We start from the raw sequence: 16,655 nt of genomic DNA, 5'->3' as shown, positions 1-16,655 counted from the left end.
AGCGAAGGCAGTGCGGTTTTCCCCGACAAGAAGCGTCGACTACAGCGTCTTAGCCCTGGTGGCTGTTGACGTAGTCGATGGCAGCTTGAACGGTAGTGATCTTCTCGGCTTCTTCGTCAGGGATTTCGGTCTCGAATTCCTCTTCCAGAGCCATCACCAGCTCAACGGTGTCAAGCGAGTCGGCACCCAGGTCTTCAACGAAGGAAGATTCGTTTTTGACTTCTTCTTCCTTGACGCCCAGTTGCTCGGCGACGATTTTCTTGACGCGTTCTTCGATGGTGCTCATACCTAGTTTTCACTCCTAATGGACATATGTCAGGCAGCTGGCCGGTGACCAAGTTTATAGAAAGACGCCTGCTTTTCAAGCGGAACACGCCTTCAGCTAAGTCACCCAACCCCCTGCCCGGAATCTGGTTGCAGCTTTATAACGGATTTTAAGCTCGGAGTATGACTCTTTTTTGAAGCAATCCGTCACATCGCATTGCGGTTTTTACATGTACATCCCGCCGTTCACCGGCACGGTGGCGCCAGTGACATAGGCTGCACCTTCGGAGGCCAGGAACGAAACCACTTTCGCGATTTCTTCGGCCTGGCCCAGGCGGCCCAGCGGAATTTCTTTCTGCAGGGCTTCGCGCTGCGCTTCCGGCAGTTCACGGGTCATGTCGGTGTCGATGAAGCCCGGGGTGACCGAGTTGACGGTGATACCACGCGAGCCCACTTCACGGGCCAGGGCGCGGCTGAAGCCTTCCAGGCCAGCCTTGGCGGCCGCGTAGTTGGCTTGACCTGCGTTACCCATGGCACCGACCACCGAGCCGATGCTGATGATACGGCCCCAGCGAGCCTTGGTCATGCCACGCAGCACGCCCTTGGACAGACGGTAGAGGCTGTTGAGGTTGGTGTCGATCACGTCGAACCACTCGTCGTCCTTCATGCGCAGCATGAGGTTGTCGCGGGTGATGCCGGCGTTGTTGACCAGGATGGCCGGGGCGCCGAACTGCTCGCCGATTGCGCTCAGTACCGCATTCACGGAGTCTGCGCTGGTCACGTTCAATTCCATGCCAGTACCGGCGACGCCATGCTCCTTGAGCGTGGCGGCGATACGCTCGGCACCGGAGGCCGACGTGGCGGTGCCGATGACGATGGCGCCTTGGCGACCGAGTTCGAGGGCAATGGCCTGGCCGATGCCACGGCTGGCGCCGGTAACCAGTGCAACTTTACCTTGCAGGCTCATGCAAGCGTCTCCAGATTCAGGCCAGCGCCGCGCGGGTGGCGGCGACGGCGTCAGGGGTGTTGAGGTTGTAGGTGGTCACGCCGTCGGCGCAACGCTTGTTCAGGCCCGCCAGCACCTTGCCCGGGCCGCACTCGACCAGGTTCACCGCGCCACGCTCGGCCAGGGCCTGCACGCATTCGACCCAACGCACAGGCTGGTACAGCTGCGCCAGCAGGTCCTGCTTGAGCGCATCGAGGTCGGCGGCGATGGCGGCGGTGACGTTCTGCACCACCGGAATCTGCGGGGCCTTCCACTCGATGGCGTTGACGAACTCGGCGAAGCGCTCGGCAGCGGGCTTCATCAGCGCACAGTGCGACGGCACGCTGACCGCCAGCGGCAGGGCACGCTTGGCGCCGGCCTCTTTGCACAGCGCCATGGCGCGATCCACAGCTGCCTTGTTGCCGGCGATCACGACCTGGCCCGGCGAATTGAAGTTCACCGCGCTGACCACTTCATCTTCAGCAGCCTTGGCGCAGATCTCGACCACCACAGCGTCGTCCAGGCCCAGGATGGCAGCCATGGCGCCATGACCGGCCGGCACGGCTTCCTGCATCAGCTGGCCGCGGCGCTCGACCAGGCGAACGGCGTCCTTGAGCGACAGGCTGCCGGCAGCGACCAGGGCACTGTATTCACCCAGGCTGTGGCCCGAAACGAAGGCCGGCTGCGCGCCGCCCTCGTCCAGCCACAGGCGCCACAGGGCGATGGAGGCGGTCAGGATGGCCGGCTGAGTCTTGTCGGTTTGGTTGAGTTGTTCTTCCGGACCTTCCTGGACCAACTTCCACAGGTCGTAGCCCAGAGCCTCGGAAGCTTCCTTGAAGGTTTCGACGATTACCGGCTTTTCAGCGCCGAGCTCGGCGAGCATGCCCAGCGATTGGGAACCTTGACCGGGAAAGACGAATGCGAGGGATGCAGACATTGAACAAGCCCTTATGATCTTGTCGTCGGATAGGGTGCGCCGGGCCACAGGCCGAGCGCGAAATCTGAAAACTTGGATGGAGCGGCGGACCAAGCGGTCACATTTAAGCACTTCATGGGCGATATGCCCAAAGTCTTTGTTTTTCCCGCACAGCCACTACGGCAACAAATCCTCGAGCCGGCCATGCAGGCGCTGCGGCAAGTTCTCCTGGATCTCGATCAGCGCACGCTGGATGGCGCTCTGGAAACCCTGCACGCCTGCCGAGCCGTGACTCTTGATGACGATACCCTGCAGCCCGAGGAAGCTTGCACCATTGTGCCGCGCCGGCGCCAGGTCGGCCTGCAGGCGCTTGAGCAATGGCATGGCCATGGCGCCGGCAGCGCGCGCCAGCACTCCGCCACGGAACAGCGCCTCGATACGCGCACCGATCATGGTCGCCAGGCCTTCGCTGGACTTGAGCAGGATATTGCCGACAAAACCGTCGCACACCACCACATCCGCCTCGCCGCGGTACAGGCCGTCACCCTCGACAAAACCGATGTAGTTCAGGCCACGTGCGTTCTGCAGCAAACTGGCGGCCAGCTTGACCTGCTGATTGCCCTTGATGTCTTCGGTGCCGATGTTGAGCAGCGCCACCCGCGGGCGATGAACCCCCAGCGCCTGGGCAGCCACCGACCCCATCACCGCGAACTGGTAGAGGTTTTCGGCACTGCAGTCGACATTGGCGCCCAGGTCGAGCAACTGGCAGTAGCCCGCCTGGGTCGGGATCGCCGCCACCATCGCCGGGCGATCGATGCCGGGCAAGGTCTTAAGCACAAAACGCGACAACGCCATGAGCGCGCCGGTATTACCGGCACTGACGCAGGCCTGGGCCTTGCCGTCACGCACCAGTTCGAGGGCGATGCGCATCGACGAGTCGGGCTTGCCGCGCAACGCCTGCGACGGCCGCTCGTCCATGCCCACCACTTCACTGGCCGCAACAATTTGCAGGCGCGCGCGATCCGCAGCCGATTGGCCGCTGACAAGCTCTTCAAGAAGGGAGGGTTGACCGACGAGGGTCAGGTGCAGCGAGGGAGTAGCCGAAAGGCAGGCTAGGCTAGCCTGGACAATGCTGCGGGGACCGAAGTCCCCGCCCATTGCGTCGATCGCGATGATCTGAGCGGACAAGGATTACTCGTCAGCGCCCTTGTCGATCACTTTGCGACCACGGTATACGCCTTCTGGCGAAACGTGGTGACGCAGGTGTACTTCACCGGTGCTCTTCTCTACCGACAGGGCGTTTTCCGACAGGGCGTCGTGCGAACGGCGCATGTCACGGGCAGAGCGGGATTTTTTGTTCTGCTGAACAGCCATAATTGATTAACTCCTAAACGTTTGGGTCACGCTTTAACTGCGCCAATACACTGAACGGGTTGGACCGCGATACCTCGTCCTTGCTCGGCTCGGGCTCATCTGCGCCCGCCGGCTGCTGGCATTCTTCCGGATGATGAGCAGGCACGATCGGCAGGGCGAGCAGAAGCTCTTCCTCGATCAGGGCCTGCAGATCCAAAGGATCTTCGCCCAGTTCCAGCACGTCATAGCCTTTCGGCAACGACTGGGTATTCGCACCCTCCTTCACCACGGCGTAAGTAGATTCGCTGTGGATTGGAAGGGTGACCAGCTCAAGACAACGCTGGCAAACCATTTTGACTTCGACGTCCAGCTCGCTGTGGATAACCACAACTTTCTGTTCGTCTCGTTCAAAATCGAACTTCGCCTGCACCGTACCGACAGTGTCGGAAAGCGGGTCGCAGAGTCTTTCCAAATCAGCGAGTTGCAGCGAACCACTCAGGGTTACGCCTCGATCGGCTAATTTGCGCGGGTCAACGTGAGGTGGAATCGGGTCATTCAACATAGGCGCAGCATTCTAGGGATGCACCCCCTCCCTGTCAAAGGAAATTCGGCACATCTCGCATGTTAGAATCCAGGGGCAATTGACCAGGAGTCTATCATGCTTCCTCTGTTACTGGCTTCCAGCTCCCCCCTACCGGCGCGAACTGCTCACTCGCCTGCGCCTGCCCTTCAGCTGGGCAAGCCCCGACCTAGACGAGCAACGGCTGCCCGACGAGCCCGCCGTCGAGCTGGTTCGCCGCCTGGCCCGGCAAAAAGCCGAAGCGCTCGCAGGGCGCCACCCGGCGCATCTGATCATCGGCTCCGACCAGGTGGCCGTGCTCGGCGAGCAGATCCTCGGCAAACCCCACACCTTCGAACGCGCCTGCGAGCAACTGCTGGAGGCGAGCGGCCAGCAGGTCACTTTCCTCACCGGCCTGGCACTGCTCAACAGCGCCACCGGCCAGTGCCAGGTCGATTGCGTGCCATTCACGGTAACCCTGCGCGAACTGGATCGTGAGCGCGTGGAGCGCTACGTGAAGGCCGAGCAGCCACTGGATTGCGCAGGGAGCTTCAAGGCGGAGGGATTGGGCGTGAGCCTGTTCCAGAGCACCCACGGCTGCGACGCCACCAGCCTGATCGGGCTGCCGCTGATTCGGCTGGTGGACATGCTGCACAAGGAAGGCGTGCAGGTGCCCTGAAAACGCATCGCGGGGCAAGTCGCATCGGCACACCGATGCGACTTGCCCCGCGATAAATGCCACGCTGGCGTCAGATCAACGCAGGGAAGGCCCCTGGAAGCCCATGTACATCGCCAGCCGCTCGGCCACACTGGCACCGATGCGCTTGGAAAAACGATCGAACGGCGACTCCTGTACCGTGAAGTCCACCAGCTCCTTCTCACCGATGACCTCCCGAGCCACATAGCTGGCACTGCCCAACCCATCCACCAACCCCAGCTCCTTGGCCTGCTCGCCGGACCAGATCAAGCCACTGAACAGCTCAGGATGATCCTTGTCCTTCAGGCGCTCGCCCCGCCCCTGCTTGACCATGGCAATGAACTGGCGATGCGTGGTATCCAGCACCCCCTGCCAGAACGCAGTCTCTTCCGGCTTCTGCGGCGAGAACGGATCGAGAAAGGCCTTGTGCTCACCCGCCGTGTAGGTACGGCGCTCGACGCCCAGCTTGTCCATGGTGCCGACGAAGCCATAACCCGCAGCCGTCACACCAATCGAGCCAACCAGGCTGGCCTTGTCGGCATAGATTTCATCGGCGGCGCTGGCAATGTAGTAGGCGCCGGAGGCGCCCAGGTCGGTAATGACCGCATACAGCTTGATGGCCGGGTATTCGGCGCGCAGGCGGCGAATTTCGTCATAGATGTAACCCGACTGCACCGGGCTGCCGCCCGGGCTGTTGATACGCAGGATCACACCCTTGGTTTTCGAATCCTTGAACGCCTCGCGCAACCCCTTGACGATGTTGTCGGCGCCAGCAGGCTCCTGATCGGCGATCACCCCGCGCACCTCGACCAGCGCCGTGTGGCTGGCACTGCGCGTAGCGGCCTTGTCCACATCCAGCAGCGGCGTGAACAGCACCAGCATGCCGAACAGGTAGATAAAGGTCAGCAACTTGAAAAAGATGCCCCAACGCCGCGCCCGGCGCTGCTCCTGGACGCCCGCCAGCAACGTCTTCTCCAGCAGCTTCCAGCTCTTGCGCTCTTCGTTGTCTTCAGACTCGGGGGCTTTCCACTCGTCAGCCATGCTCACCTACCCTGGAAATTGAGTTGCGCGCCACTGGCCAGCCATTCGCGCAATTGAGAGAAATGCTCGATACACACTTGCGGCCCGAACTCGGCCAGGGCCTGCAGCGACATCGCACCATAGCCGACCGCCACCGAGTGCATGCCCGCATTGCTGGCCATCTGCAGGTCGAAGGCCGAATCGCCGATCATCAACGCCCGCCCGGGTTCGACCTGGCAATGGGCGAGGATTTCCTCGAGCATCAACGGGTGCGGCTTGCCACGGGTCTCGTCGGCGCCGCGAGTGATGTCGAAATAATCTTCCCAGCCGTTGGCCTTGAGCACCCGATCCAGCCCGCGACGCGCCTTGCCGGTGGCTACCGCCAAGCGGTAGCCCTCGACGCGGAAGGCCTCGAGGGACTCAACCACACCTTCGAAAAGCGGCGAAGGCTGCTGATCCAGCGCCATGTAGACATCGGCGTAATGCTGACGAAAAGCCTGCACCTGCACGGTATCAAGGTGCGGGTACAACGTGGCGATCGCCTCGTCCAACGCCAGGCCAATAATGCCCTTGATCGCCTCCTCGCTGCAGGGTGCCTCACCGGCGCGTCCGGCCGCCACGTTCATGGCCTCGACGATACGGCCGATGGAATCGGCCAAGGTGCCGTCCCAGTCGAAGATCAGCAGCTCATAACGCTTGTTCATAGGTCAGGTCGCGCTCAGGCGCTCCACGGTCTTGGCCCACACTTCATCCACCGGCGCCTCGAGCTTGAGCTCACCGCCATCAGGCAGCGGCACGGTGAGCTGATAGGCATGCAGGAACAGGCGCTTGCCGCCCAGCTCGCGAATCTCGCGGCTGAAATCTTCATCGCCGTATTTGCTGTCGCCGGCGATCATGTGCCCGGCATGCAGGGTGTGCACACGGATCTGGTGGGTACGCCCGGTAATCGGCCGCGCCTCGACGATGGTGGCGAATTCGCCGAAACGACGCAGCACGCGGAACATCGTCAGCGCCTCCTTGCCTTCGTCGCTCACCTCGACCATGCGCTCGCCCGAGCGCAGGTTGCTCTTCTGCAGCGGTGCATTGACCTGCTTCTTCGAGGTCGGCCAATGGCCGCGCACCAGCGCCATGTAGCGCTTGTCCACGCCATCACCGCGCAAGGCGGCATGCAGGTGGCGCAGCATGCTGCGTTTCTTGGCGATCATCAGCAGGCCCGAGGTGTCGCGGTCCAGGCGATGCACCAGCTCCAGCTCCTTGGCATCAGGGCGCAACTGGCGCAGCGCCTCGATCACCCCGAAACTCAAGCCACTGCCGCCATGCACGGCAATGCCGGACGGCTTGTTCATCACGATCAGCGCCTTGTCTTCATAGACGATGGCGGCTTCCAGGCGCTGCAGCAGCCCCTGGGCCACGGGCGCCGGCTCGTCGCGCTCAGGCAGGCGCACCGGCGGCACGCGAACGATATCGCCAGCCTGCAGCTTGTATTCAGGTTTGATCCGCCCTTTGTTGACCCGCACCTCACCCTTGCGCAGGATGCGGTAGACCAAGGTCTTGGGCACGCCCTTGAGGGCCGTGATGAGGAAATTGTCGATGCGTTGGCCGGCAAGCTCCGGCGCGACTTCGATCAGCTGTACGCCGGAAGTCGGAGGGGTATTGGTCGTCATGGCGGGATCATAACAATTTTTTATGGAATTGAAGCACTTAATCATAACTGCTATAGTCGCGAACGCCGCCAAAAGCGGCAGGCCAGTGATACCAGGCTCTACACCGGTTCCTGACCTTCGCAATTCTCCAGGACGCGAGGCCGTCCTACGGGGTTTTCGCCAGTTTAAACAAATGCCTGGAATCGCCACCAGCGCTGTGTAGAGAAGACCGAAGAAAAACGACAAGCGCGGTGTTCCACCTGCTTACCGAACCTTTTTCGCCGCACCTCTGCCCGCCAGTCGCTTCCACGTAACGCCCGGCGAATGCTTCGGAAATACCTGCCTTGGACATAAATGGCGCCAGCGCGGTATCCGCGCTGGCGAAAAATGCAACCCGTTGCGGATTCAGCGCGCGGCAGCACCCGAATTATCAGGGATACGTGCAGGGTGGAGATGCACAGCCCTCGGACCGTGTAGCACCGCGTCCGGCCACCGCCCCACTGAACGGGCGATGAGCGGATAAGGTCCTGAACAGACGCTCTAGCAGCGTCCACGGCTGACGGTTGATTCCTCCTCCTGTCTGAGTGCACGAGGCCTGTCTGGCTGATTCGGCTATCGATGAACGTCGATACGAACACCTAAGGGGCTCGTTGACACCACAGCGAACAGGACGCGTCGTCGCGACAACGGCAGGCTGGGCAACCGGCTGGTGCCGAACGTTGCTCGACACGGGGGTGGTTCGCCACCCTTTGCGCACCTTGGCACCGACCCAGATACGTCGTGTGTGCCGAACGCCGTTTCCGGCAGCCCGGAAACCGACGGTACAACATGAAAAGAATGCTGATTAACGCAACTCAACCCGAAGAGTTGCGTGTAGCCCTGGTAGACGGCCAACGCCTCTACGACCTGGACATCGAGTCCGGCGCGCGTGAGCAGAAAAAGGCCAACATCTACAAAGGCAAGATCACCCGTATCGAGCCAAGCCTTGAAGCCGCCTTCGTCGACTTCGGCTCCGAACGTCACGGCTTCCTGCCACTCAAGGAAATCTCCCGCGAATACTTCAAGAAGACCCCCGAAGGCCGGGTCAACATCAAGGAAGTACTGAGCGAAGGCCAGGAAGTCATCGTCCAGGTCGAGAAGGAAGAGCGCGGCAACAAAGGCGCCGCCCTGACCACCTTCATCAGCCTGGCTGGCCGCTACCTGGTGCTGATGCCCAACAACCCCCGTGCCGGCGGCATCTCCCGCCGCATCGAAGGCGAAGAGCGCAACGAACTGCGTGAAGCCCTGAACGGCCTGACCGTTCCCGGCGACATGGGCCTGATCGTGCGCACCGCAGGCCTTGGCCGCAGCAGCGAAGAAATGCAGTGGGACCTCGACTACCTGCTGCAGCTGTGGACCGCCATCAAGGAAGCCTCGCTGGACCGCAGCGCGCCGTTCCTGATCTACCAGGAAAGCAACGTCATCATCCGTGCGATCCGCGACTACCTGCGCCAGGACATCGGCGAAGTGCTGATCGACAGCATCGACGCCCAGGAAGAAGCCCTGACCTTCATCCGCCAGGTGATGCCGCAGTACGCCAGCAAGGTCAAGCTGTACGAAGACAGCGTGCCGCTGTTCAACCGCTTCCAGATCGAAAGCCAGATCGAGACCGCCTTCCAGCGCGTCGTCGACCTGCCGTCCGGCGGCTCGATCGTCATCGACCCGACCGAGGCCCTGGTGTCCATCGACATCAACTCGGCGCGCGCCACCAAAGGCAGCGACATCGAAGAAACCGCCCTGCAGACCAACCTGGAAGCGGCCGAAGAAATCGCCCGCCAACTGCGCCTGCGTGACATCGGCGGCCTGATCGTCATCGATTTCATCGACATGACCCCAGCCAAAAACCAGCGCGCCGTCGAAGAGCGCGTGCGTGAATGCCTGGAAGCCGACCGCGCCCGCGTGCAGGTTGGCCGCATCTCGCGTTTCGGCCTGCTGGAAATGTCCCGTCAGCGCCTGCGCCCATCGCTGGGTGAAAGCAGCGGCATCGTCTGCCCGCGCTGCTCGGGCACCGGCATCATCCGTGACGTCGAATCGCTGTCGCTGGCCATCCTGCGCCTGATCGAAGAAGAAGCCCTGAAAGACCGCACCGCCGAGGTCCGCGCCCAGGTGCCAATCCCGGTCGCCGCCTTCCTGCTCAACGAGAAACGCAACTCGATCACCAAGATCGAACTGCGCACTCGCGCACGCATCATCATCCTGCCGAACGATCACCTGGAAACGCCGCACTTCGAAGTCCAGCGCCTGCGCGACGACAACCCGGAAGTGCTGAACAACCAGTCCAGCTACGAGATCGCCGCTTCCGAAACCGAAGAAGCGCCGCAGCCGACCGCCACCCGCACCCTGGTTCGCCAGGAGGCCGCGGTCAAGACCGCTCCGGCCCGTGCCAACGCCCCCGTGCCAAGCACCGAAGAAGCGCAGCCTGCCGCAGCCCCGGCCGCCGCAGCCGCCCCTAGCGTGCCAGAGCCAAGCCTGTTCAAAGGCCTGGTGAAATCGCTGGTCAGCCTGTTCGCCGGCAAGGAAGAACCTGTCGCCGCCCCGGTTGCCACCACCGAGAAGCCTGCCACCGAGCGCACCCCACGCAACGAGGAGCGCCGCAACGGTCGCCAGCAGAGCCGCAATCGCAATGGCCGCCGCGACGAAGAGCGCAAGCCGCGTGAAGAACGCGCCGAGCGTGCCCCGCGCGAAGAGCGCCAGCCACGTGAAGAGCGTGCCCCCCGCGAGGAACGCGCCCCGCGTGAAGAGCGTGCGCCGCGTGAAGAACGCGCACCACGCCAGCCACGTGAAGACCGCCGCGGCAACCGTGAAGAGCGCGTACGCGAACTGCGCGAGCCGCTGGACGCACCGGTAGCCCGCGAAGAGCGCCAGCCGCGCGAAGAACGTGCACCGCGTGAAGAACGCGTAGCCCGTGAAGAGCGTGCGCCACGCGAAGAACGCGCCCCACGCGAAGAACGCGCCCCACGTGAAGAGCGTGCACCGCGCGAAGAACGTGCCCCACGCGAAGAGCGTGCACCGCGTGAAGAACGTGCCCCACGCGAAGAGCGTGCACCACGTGAAGAACGTGCCCCTCGCCCGCCGCGTGAAGAGCGCCAGCCGCGCCCTGACGAGCAGGTTGCCGAACAAGCCGCCGAGCTCAACGAGGAGCAACTGCCGAACGAAGAACTGCTGCAAGACGAGCAGGAAGGCGCCGATGGCGAGCGTCCGCGCCGTCGCTCCCGCGGCCAGCGCCGTCGCAGCAACCGTCGTGAACGCCAGCGCAATGCCGATGGCGAGCTGATCGAAGGCGGCGACGACGAAGCCGGCGAAGAGCAGCAGCCACAACAGCACCAGGCCACAGCGCTGGGTGCCGAACTGGCTGCCGGCATCGCTGTCACCGCCGCCGTTGCCACCAGCAACATCAGCGCCGACGCCGAAGCCCAGGCCAACCAGCAGGCCGAACGCGCCAGCGCCGTTGTCGCCGAAGCCCAGGTTGAAAGCAGCGAAGTGGTCCAGGTTGCCGAGCAAGCCGAAGCCATCGCGATCGCTCCGGTGGTCGAGCAGCCGGTCAGCGAACCAGTAGTTGCCGCCGAGCCGAGCTTCGAGCCCGCTGTTGAAGTGGCACCACAGCCCGTGATCGAAGAATCGGTTGCCGAGCAGGTGGCTGTCGTGGTCGAAGCTGCACCGGTCGTGGAAGCGCCAGCAGTGGCAGCCGCCGAGGCCAAACCAGCGCCGGTCGCCGAAGTGGCTGAAGTTCAGGCTCCGGTTGCCTTCGAAGCGGCTCCGGCCGTCGAGGCCGAGGTTGTTGAAGTACAAGCTGAAGTAGTCGAAGCGCCAGCTGCCGAACCTGCTCCAGTGGTTGCCGAACCAGCACCTGCCGAAGCAGTAGTCGAGCCGGCCCCGGTCATGCTGTCGAACGGCCGCGCGCCGAACGACCCGCGTGAAGTGCGCCGCCGCAAGCGTGAAGCCGAAGCAGCCGCTGCTGCCCTGGCTGCCGCCCAGGCCGCCCCAGCCCTGGAAACCACCGAAGACGAGCACAAGCCTCATCACGGTTGATTCCGGTCGCTGAATGAAAAAGCCCCGCCAGTGCGAACTGGCGGGGCTTTTTCTTTGCATCCTGTATCGCCTGATCTGGCCTCATCGCCGGCAAGCCGGCTCCCACAGGGGGCGCGCGTCTCTCACATGATTGCGCATCGCTTGCGGCCAGCGCGGTCAGGGTGGGAGCTGGCTTGCCAGCGATCAGGCCAGCAGATACCTGCACAATCAGTACAGGTTCGGCTCCATCTCCAGTTCCACCCCGAACCGCTCGAGGATATCCGCCTGGATCTTCTGCGCCAGCGCATGCAACTGCGCCCCGCTCGCCTGGCCATAGTTCACCAGCACCAGCGACTGCAAGCGATGCACACCGGCATCGCCATCACGATGGCCCTTCCACCCGGCCTGCTCGATCAACCAACCCGCCGCCAGCTTCACCCGGCCATCGGCCTGCGGATAAGCCACCACAGTCGGGTAGCCTGTACGAATCTGCTCAGCCAGGGCCGCCGACACCACCGGGTTCTTGAAGAAGCTCCCGGCATTGCCCAGCTCGGCCGGGTCTGGCAGTTTCTCCTGGCGAATGCTGCAGATCGCATCGCTGATGGCCTGCGCAGTCGGCTGCCCGACGCCCTGCTCCGTCAAACGCTGACGCACCGGGCCGTAATCCAGGTGGGCCCGCAACGTCCGGTCAAGGGTAAAACGTACGCGCAGGATCAACCAACGCCCGGGGTTGCGCTTGAACAGGCTGTCACGGTAGCCGAAGGCACACTCTTGCAGGGTGAATTCACGCAGCTCGCCAGTCTCCCGGTCGAGCGCGGTCAGGCCGGCGAAGACATCCTTGATCTCGACCCCATAGGCACCGACGTTCTGCATCGGCGCGGCCCCCACGGTGCCCGGGATCAGGCTGAGGTTCTCCAGCCCGCTCAGGCCCTGGGCCAGGGTCCACTGCACGAAGGGATGCCAGGGCTCACCGGCCTCGGCCTCCACCACCACCCGCTCGCCGTCATCGCTGAGCAGGCGCCGGCCACGGCTGGCCATGTGCAGCACCAGGGCGTCGATGTCGCGGGTCAGCAGCAGGTTGCTGCCACCGCCGATCACCAGCACCGGCACCTGCCGCTCGGCGGCCTGAGCCAGGGCCTGACGGGCTTCGTCATCGTCATGGGCCTGGGTGAAATAGCGCGCACGCACATCGATGCCGAAGGTGTTGTAGGGCTTGAGCGATACCTGTTGCTGCCACGCCACCGTCATAACCGCCCCTTGATTTCCACCACCAGCTCACGGCAGGCCGCCTCGATCAAGTCCAGGACCTGCTCGAAACCTTCGGCGCCGCCGTAGTAAGGATCGGGCACCTCATCCAGCGCCGCGCCGTAGCGGCGCAGGAACAGGTCGAGCTCGCCCTTGGCGTTGTGCGGGCGCAGTGCCTTGAGGTTGGCCAGGTTGCTGTTGTCCATGGCCAGGACCAGGTCGTATTCACCGAAGTGCGCCGCCTTGACCTGCTGCGCACGCTGGCGCGACAGGTCGTAGCCACGCGCCAGCGCGGCCTTGCAGGTACGGCTGTCGGGGGCCTTGCCCACATGCCAGTCACCGGTGCCGGCAGACGCGACCTGCACCTGGTCAGCCAGGCCTGCGGCCTCCAGCTGATGGCGCAACACGCCTTCGGCAGTGGGCGAACGGCAGATATTGCCCAGGCAGACGAACAGAACGCGCATCAGGCCTCCAGCAAGCGCCGCACGCGCTCCAGGTCTTCAGGGGTGTCGACGCCCACGGCCGGCGCTTCGATGGCGTCGGCGACGTGGATACGCACGCCATGCCACAGCGCACGCAGCTGCTCCAGCGCCTCGGTCTGCTCAAGCCAGCACGGGCCCCAGCCGACGAAGTCCTGCAGGAAGCCCACGCGGTAGGCGTACATGCCGATATGACGGCGGTACGGCACACCCTCGGGCAGCACGTCACGCGCCTTGGCAAAGGCGTCACGCGCCCAAGGCAAAGGTGCACGGCTGAAGGTCAGGGCCAGGCCGTTCTTGTCGCGGGTGACCTTGACCGCGTTGGGGTTGAACACGGCTTCCGGCTCGTGGATCGGCTCGGCCAGCGTCGCGATGCCAGCCTCGGGGTGCGCGGCGAGGTTGGCCGCCACCTGGTCGATGATCACCGGCGGGATCAGCGGCTCGTCGCCTTGCACGTTGACCACGATGGCATCGGCCGCCAGCCCGAGCTGGGCGGCGACTTCGGCCAGGCGATCGGTGCCCGACTCATGGTCGGCGCGGGTCAGCAGCACCTCGGCGCCAAACGCCTGGCAAGCCTCGACGATGCTGGCATCGTCGGTGGCGATGACCACACGCTTGGCGCCGCTCTTGCGCGCCTGCTCCCACACGTGCTGGACCATAGGCTTGCCGGCGATCGCCAGCAGCGGCTTGCCCGGCAGGCGCGTGGAGCGCAGCCGGGCGGGGATCACCACGGTGAAATCCAGGCTCATTTGTCCAGGCGCTCTTCATCGGTCAGGGTGCGCGCTTCGCTTTCCAGCATCACCGGGATGCCGTCGCGGATCGGGTAGGCCAGGCCCGCGCCCTTGCTGATCAGCTCGGTCTTGTCGGCGCTGAGCTTGAGCGGGCCCTTGGTGATCGGGCAGGCCAGGATATCGAGCAGTTTGGTGTCCATGGGGTTTCCTTGAGGCCAGTGGCCGGAAAATGAAAAAGGCTCAGGGGCGGCCGGGCAGCAGGCGGTCCAGCTGCGCGTCGAACCAGGCGGCGAAGGCCGGCGAAGGCCGCGCATCGACCGCCAGGTACCACCAGTCGTCGGCAGCGAAGGGCCGGCACTTCACCGCATCCTTCTCGGTCATTACCAGCGGCAGCGGCGGGCTGAACGACAACAGCTCACGGCTGTACGGCGCATGGTCGGCGAACGGGTGCGGCAGCGGCTGCCAGTTTAGCCCCTGCAGGGTATTGAAGAAACGTTGCGGGTTGCCGATGCCGGCCACGGCGTGCAGCGGCTGGCCAGCGGGAAACAGGTCAAGGTCGCGGCGCTCGCCGCTGCGCAGGTTGATCAGTGCGGTGGGCTGCAGGCAGAACCCGAAACCCTCGTCGCGGTCAGCAGCGGCGCCGTTGAACAACACGGCGTCGGCGTCGTGCAGGCGCTCGGCCGGCTCGCGCAGCGGCCCGGCGGGCAGGCAGCGGCGGTTGCCCAGGCCACGGGCGGCGTCGATCAGCACCAGCTCCAGGTCGCGGGCCAGGCGATAGTGCTGCATGCCGTCATCGCAGAGGATCAGGTCGGGCGCATCGCTGGCCAGCAGCGCCTGCACGGCGCGGGAGCGGTCGGGGTCGATCATCAGCGGCACGCCGGTGCGCTGGACGATCAATAACGGCTCGTCGCCGGCCTGTTCGGCGCGCTGGTCGGCGGCGACGCGCCAGGGGTACTCGGGCGGCTTGGCGCCATAACCACGGCTGACCACGCCGACCTTCAGCCCACGCTGGCGGCAGTGCTCGATCAGCCAGAGGATCATCGGCGTTTTGCCCGTGCCGCCCACGGTGATGTTGCCCACCACGATGACCGGCACCGGGGCCCGGTAGCTGGCGCTTTCGCCACTGATAAAACGCGCGCGTTTGCGCATCACCACCCGGCGGTACAGGGCTTCCAGCGGGCGCAGCAGGGCCAGGGCCGGGTGGCCGTCGTACCAGGCAGCGAGCAGGCGGTCGGCGAAGGCCATCAGGGCTTGCCCTGCGCAGCCTCGACGGTGGTCATGCGCAACTTGCTGAAGCCGAGCTTGCCGGCCGCGTCCATTGCGGTGATCACAGCCTGGTGCGGGGTCTTGCCGTCGGCGCTGATCGCCAGCGGCAGGGTGATGTCACCGCCGGATTCCTTCTCGATTGCCTCGGTCAGGGTGTCCAGGTCGCTTTTGGGCAGCAGGTGGTTGTTCACCGAATACACACCCTCGGCGCTGATGGAGATCTCCACCAGCTTGCCCTGGTCGGCCGGCGCCTGCTCGGCACTGGCGGCCTCGGGCAGCTCGACGCGCAGTTGCGTCTCGCGGGTGAAGGTGGTGGTGACCACGAAGAACAGCAGCAGCACGAACACCACGTCGATCAACGACGCCAGGTTGATGTCGACGTTCTCGCGCTGACGGTTGCGCCGGAACTTCACGCCTTGCCTCCGGCCACTTCCACTTCACGGTCGCCCTGCAGCACTTCCACCAGTTTGATCGCTTCCTGCTCCATGCCCACCACCAGCTCGTCGATGCGGCGCAGCAGGAAGCGGTGGAAGAACACCGCCGGAATACCGACCATCAGGCCGGCGGCCGTGGTCACCAGGGCCTTGGAGATACCGCCGGCCAGCACTGCGGCGTTGGCGGTCATCTGCGACCCCATGAAGGCGCTGAAAATGTCGATCATGCCCAGCACCGTGCCCAGCAGGCCGAGCAACGGGGCCATGGCGGCGATGGTGCCCAGGGTGCTGATGTAGCGCTCCAGCTCGTGGATGACCCGCGAGGCGGCCTCTTCGATGCACTCTTTCATGATTTCGCGGCCATGGCGCGAGTTGGCCAGGCCCGCGGCGAGGATCTCGCCCAACGGCGAATCGGCGCGCAGGGCCTTGAGCTTGTCACTGGTGAGTTGCTTGTCCTTGATCCACATCCACACCTGGCCCAGCAGGTGCGGCGGGGTGACACGGCTGGCGCGCAGGGTCCACAGGCGCTCGACGACGATTGCCATGGCAACGACGGAACTCAGGATGATCGGCAGCATCATCCAGCCACCGGACTTGACCAATTCCCACACAGTAAGCATCCCCTCGGAAAAAGGCCGCCACTCTACCATACGCACGCAGGGGGCTCATCTGCCGGAGGTCAGGGAAATCGAAGGGTTCGCCTTGGGCTTTGTGGTGGGGCACAGATCGAGCGCCGCCCGCGCGGCGCATCGCTGGCAAGCCAGCTCCCACATCTGTTTCTGGCCAATTATTCCTGTGAAGGTACCGTTGCCCGCCTTGGTGCATGTCTCAAGTCAGGCGCAGTGTCATCAGTGCCCACCTCGAAATCGAGTCGGACCAACAAGGCGAACAGCGATGAAGCCACAGGAGTGACTGGCCCGAAACAAATGTGGGAGCTGGCTTGCCAGCGATGCGCCGCGCGGGCGGCGCTCGATCTTCGCCTCACCACAACCCCCAAGGCATGCACTCCCAACACC

The 16,655-nt window shown here is 64.2% G+C and carries 17 protein-coding genes and 1 pseudogene; 2 read left to right on the top strand and 16 right to left on the bottom strand.

Going from position 1 to position 16,655, the window contains the following annotated elements; genetic code table 11:
• Window positions 1–49: 49 nt before the first annotated feature.
• The 6 genes from acpP to L6D77_RS24405 form a co-directional block, all read right to left on the bottom strand.
• Entirely contained in the window at window positions 50–286 is a 237-nt protein-coding gene (acpP, locus tag L6D77_RS24430; RefSeq protein ID WP_217866736.1) for an acyl carrier protein, read from the bottom strand.
• A gap of 204 nt (window positions 287–490) precedes the next feature.
• Window positions 491–1,231 carry a 3-oxoacyl-ACP reductase FabG gene (gene fabG, locus L6D77_RS24425; RefSeq protein ID WP_232885219.1) on the bottom strand — a complete coding sequence of 247 codons (741 nt, stop codon included), beginning with the start codon at window positions 1,229–1,231 and terminating at the stop codon, window positions 491–493.
• A 16-nt stretch (window positions 1,232–1,247) separates the two neighbouring features.
• Window positions 1,248–2,186 carry an ACP S-malonyltransferase gene (gene fabD / locus L6D77_RS24420; RefSeq protein ID WP_232885218.1) on the bottom strand — a complete coding sequence of 313 codons (939 nt, stop codon included), beginning with the start codon at window positions 2,184–2,186 and terminating at the stop codon, window positions 1,248–1,250.
• 156 nt (window positions 2,187–2,342) lie between these two features.
• Window positions 2,343–3,353, bottom strand: a complete 1,011-nt coding sequence (plsX, locus tag L6D77_RS24415) for a phosphate acyltransferase PlsX (RefSeq protein WP_269807702.1) — start codon at window positions 3,351–3,353, stop codon at window positions 2,343–2,345.
• 3 nt (window positions 3,354–3,356) lie between these two features.
• Window positions 3,357–3,539, bottom strand: coding sequence for a 50S ribosomal protein L32 (gene rpmF, locus L6D77_RS24410; protein WP_008096416.1), 183 nt, complete (start codon window positions 3,537–3,539; stop codon window positions 3,357–3,359).
• 13 nt (window positions 3,540–3,552) lie between these two features.
• The gene (locus L6D77_RS24405) at window positions 3,553–4,080 is read right to left on the bottom strand and encodes a YceD family protein (protein ID WP_232885217.1); all 528 of its coding nucleotides are present in this window, start codon (window positions 4,078–4,080) and stop codon (window positions 3,553–3,555) included.
• Window positions 4,081–4,176: 96 nt separating this feature from the next.
• On the opposite strand from L6D77_RS24405, the pseudogene L6D77_RS24400 reads away from it, so the two are divergent.
• A pseudogene (locus L6D77_RS24400) lies at window positions 4,177–4,756 on the top strand (Maf family protein).
• 75 nt (window positions 4,757–4,831) lie between these two features.
• On the opposite strand, the gene L6D77_RS24395 reads toward L6D77_RS24400, so the two are convergent.
• The 3 genes from L6D77_RS24395 to rluC are packed head-to-tail and all read right to left on the bottom strand — an operon-like array spanning window position 4,832 to window position 7,458.
• Complete coding sequence (locus L6D77_RS24395) at window positions 4,832–5,815, bottom strand: S49 family peptidase (RefSeq protein WP_232885215.1); 984 nt, start codon at window positions 5,813–5,815, stop codon at window positions 4,832–4,834.
• A gap of 2 nt (window positions 5,816–5,817) precedes the next feature.
• Window positions 5,818–6,498 carry an HAD family hydrolase gene (locus tag L6D77_RS24390; RefSeq protein ID WP_232885214.1) on the bottom strand — a complete coding sequence of 227 codons (681 nt, stop codon included), beginning with the start codon at window positions 6,496–6,498 and terminating at the stop codon, window positions 5,818–5,820.
• A 3-nt stretch (window positions 6,499–6,501) separates the two neighbouring features.
• On the bottom strand, window positions 6,502–7,458 hold the full coding sequence (gene rluC, locus L6D77_RS24385) for a 23S rRNA pseudouridine(955/2504/2580) synthase RluC (RefSeq protein ID WP_232885213.1): 957 nt from the start codon (window positions 7,456–7,458) through the stop codon (window positions 6,502–6,504).
• Between the two features lie 807 nt (window positions 7,459–8,265).
• Here rluC and rne point away from each other — a divergent pair.
• Complete coding sequence (gene rne, locus L6D77_RS24380; RefSeq protein WP_232885212.1) at window positions 8,266–11,505, top strand: ribonuclease E; 3,240 nt, start codon at window positions 8,266–8,268, stop codon at window positions 11,503–11,505.
• A gap of 207 nt (window positions 11,506–11,712) precedes the next feature.
• On the opposite strand, the gene murB is transcribed toward rne, so the two are convergent.
• From murB to L6D77_RS24345, 7 genes are read right to left on the bottom strand one after another with little or no spacing between them, the layout of a single operon-like run.
• Window positions 11,713–12,732 (bottom strand): UDP-N-acetylmuramate dehydrogenase, encoded by a 1,020-nt coding sequence (gene murB / locus L6D77_RS24375; RefSeq protein ID WP_232885211.1) that lies wholly within the window; start codon window positions 12,730–12,732, stop codon window positions 11,713–11,715.
• Window positions 12,729–13,193 (bottom strand): low molecular weight protein-tyrosine-phosphatase, encoded by a 465-nt coding sequence (locus L6D77_RS24370; RefSeq protein WP_232885210.1) that lies wholly within the window; start codon window positions 13,191–13,193, stop codon window positions 12,729–12,731. Before L6D77_RS24370 ends, murB begins: the two co-directional genes overlap by 4 nt.
• Entirely contained in the window at window positions 13,193–13,957 is a 765-nt protein-coding gene (gene kdsB / locus L6D77_RS24365) for a 3-deoxy-manno-octulosonate cytidylyltransferase (RefSeq protein WP_232885209.1), read from the bottom strand. Before kdsB ends, L6D77_RS24370 begins: the two co-directional genes overlap by 1 nt.
• Window positions 13,954–14,139 (bottom strand): Trm112 family protein, encoded by a 186-nt coding sequence (locus L6D77_RS24360; RefSeq protein ID WP_011532874.1) that lies wholly within the window; start codon window positions 14,137–14,139, stop codon window positions 13,954–13,956. Before L6D77_RS24360 ends, kdsB begins: the two co-directional genes overlap by 4 nt.
• Before the next feature lie 40 nt (window positions 14,140–14,179).
• Window positions 14,180–15,184 carry a tetraacyldisaccharide 4'-kinase gene (gene lpxK / locus L6D77_RS24355; protein ID WP_232885208.1) on the bottom strand — a complete coding sequence of 335 codons (1,005 nt, stop codon included), beginning with the start codon at window positions 15,182–15,184 and terminating at the stop codon, window positions 14,180–14,182.
• On the bottom strand, window positions 15,184–15,618 hold the full coding sequence (locus tag L6D77_RS24350; RefSeq protein ID WP_125463217.1) for an ExbD/TolR family protein: 435 nt from the start codon (window positions 15,616–15,618) through the stop codon (window positions 15,184–15,186). The genes lpxK and L6D77_RS24350 overlap by 1 nt, the downstream gene beginning before the upstream one ends.
• Window positions 15,615–16,250, bottom strand: coding sequence for a MotA/TolQ/ExbB proton channel family protein (locus tag L6D77_RS24345; RefSeq protein ID WP_114170330.1), 636 nt, complete (start codon window positions 16,248–16,250; stop codon window positions 15,615–15,617). Before L6D77_RS24345 ends, L6D77_RS24350 begins: the two co-directional genes overlap by 4 nt.
• Between the last annotated feature and the right edge of the window lie 405 nt (window positions 16,251–16,655).

The sequence above is a fragment of the Pseudomonas parasichuanensis genome (assembly GCF_021601385.1).
In the GTDB taxonomy this organism is placed as follows: domain Bacteria; phylum Pseudomonadota; class Gammaproteobacteria; order Pseudomonadales; family Pseudomonadaceae; genus Aquipseudomonas; species Aquipseudomonas parasichuanensis.
Note: the sequence above shows the minus strand (reverse complement) of the source record. Positions and strands in the feature narration are given on the sequence as shown.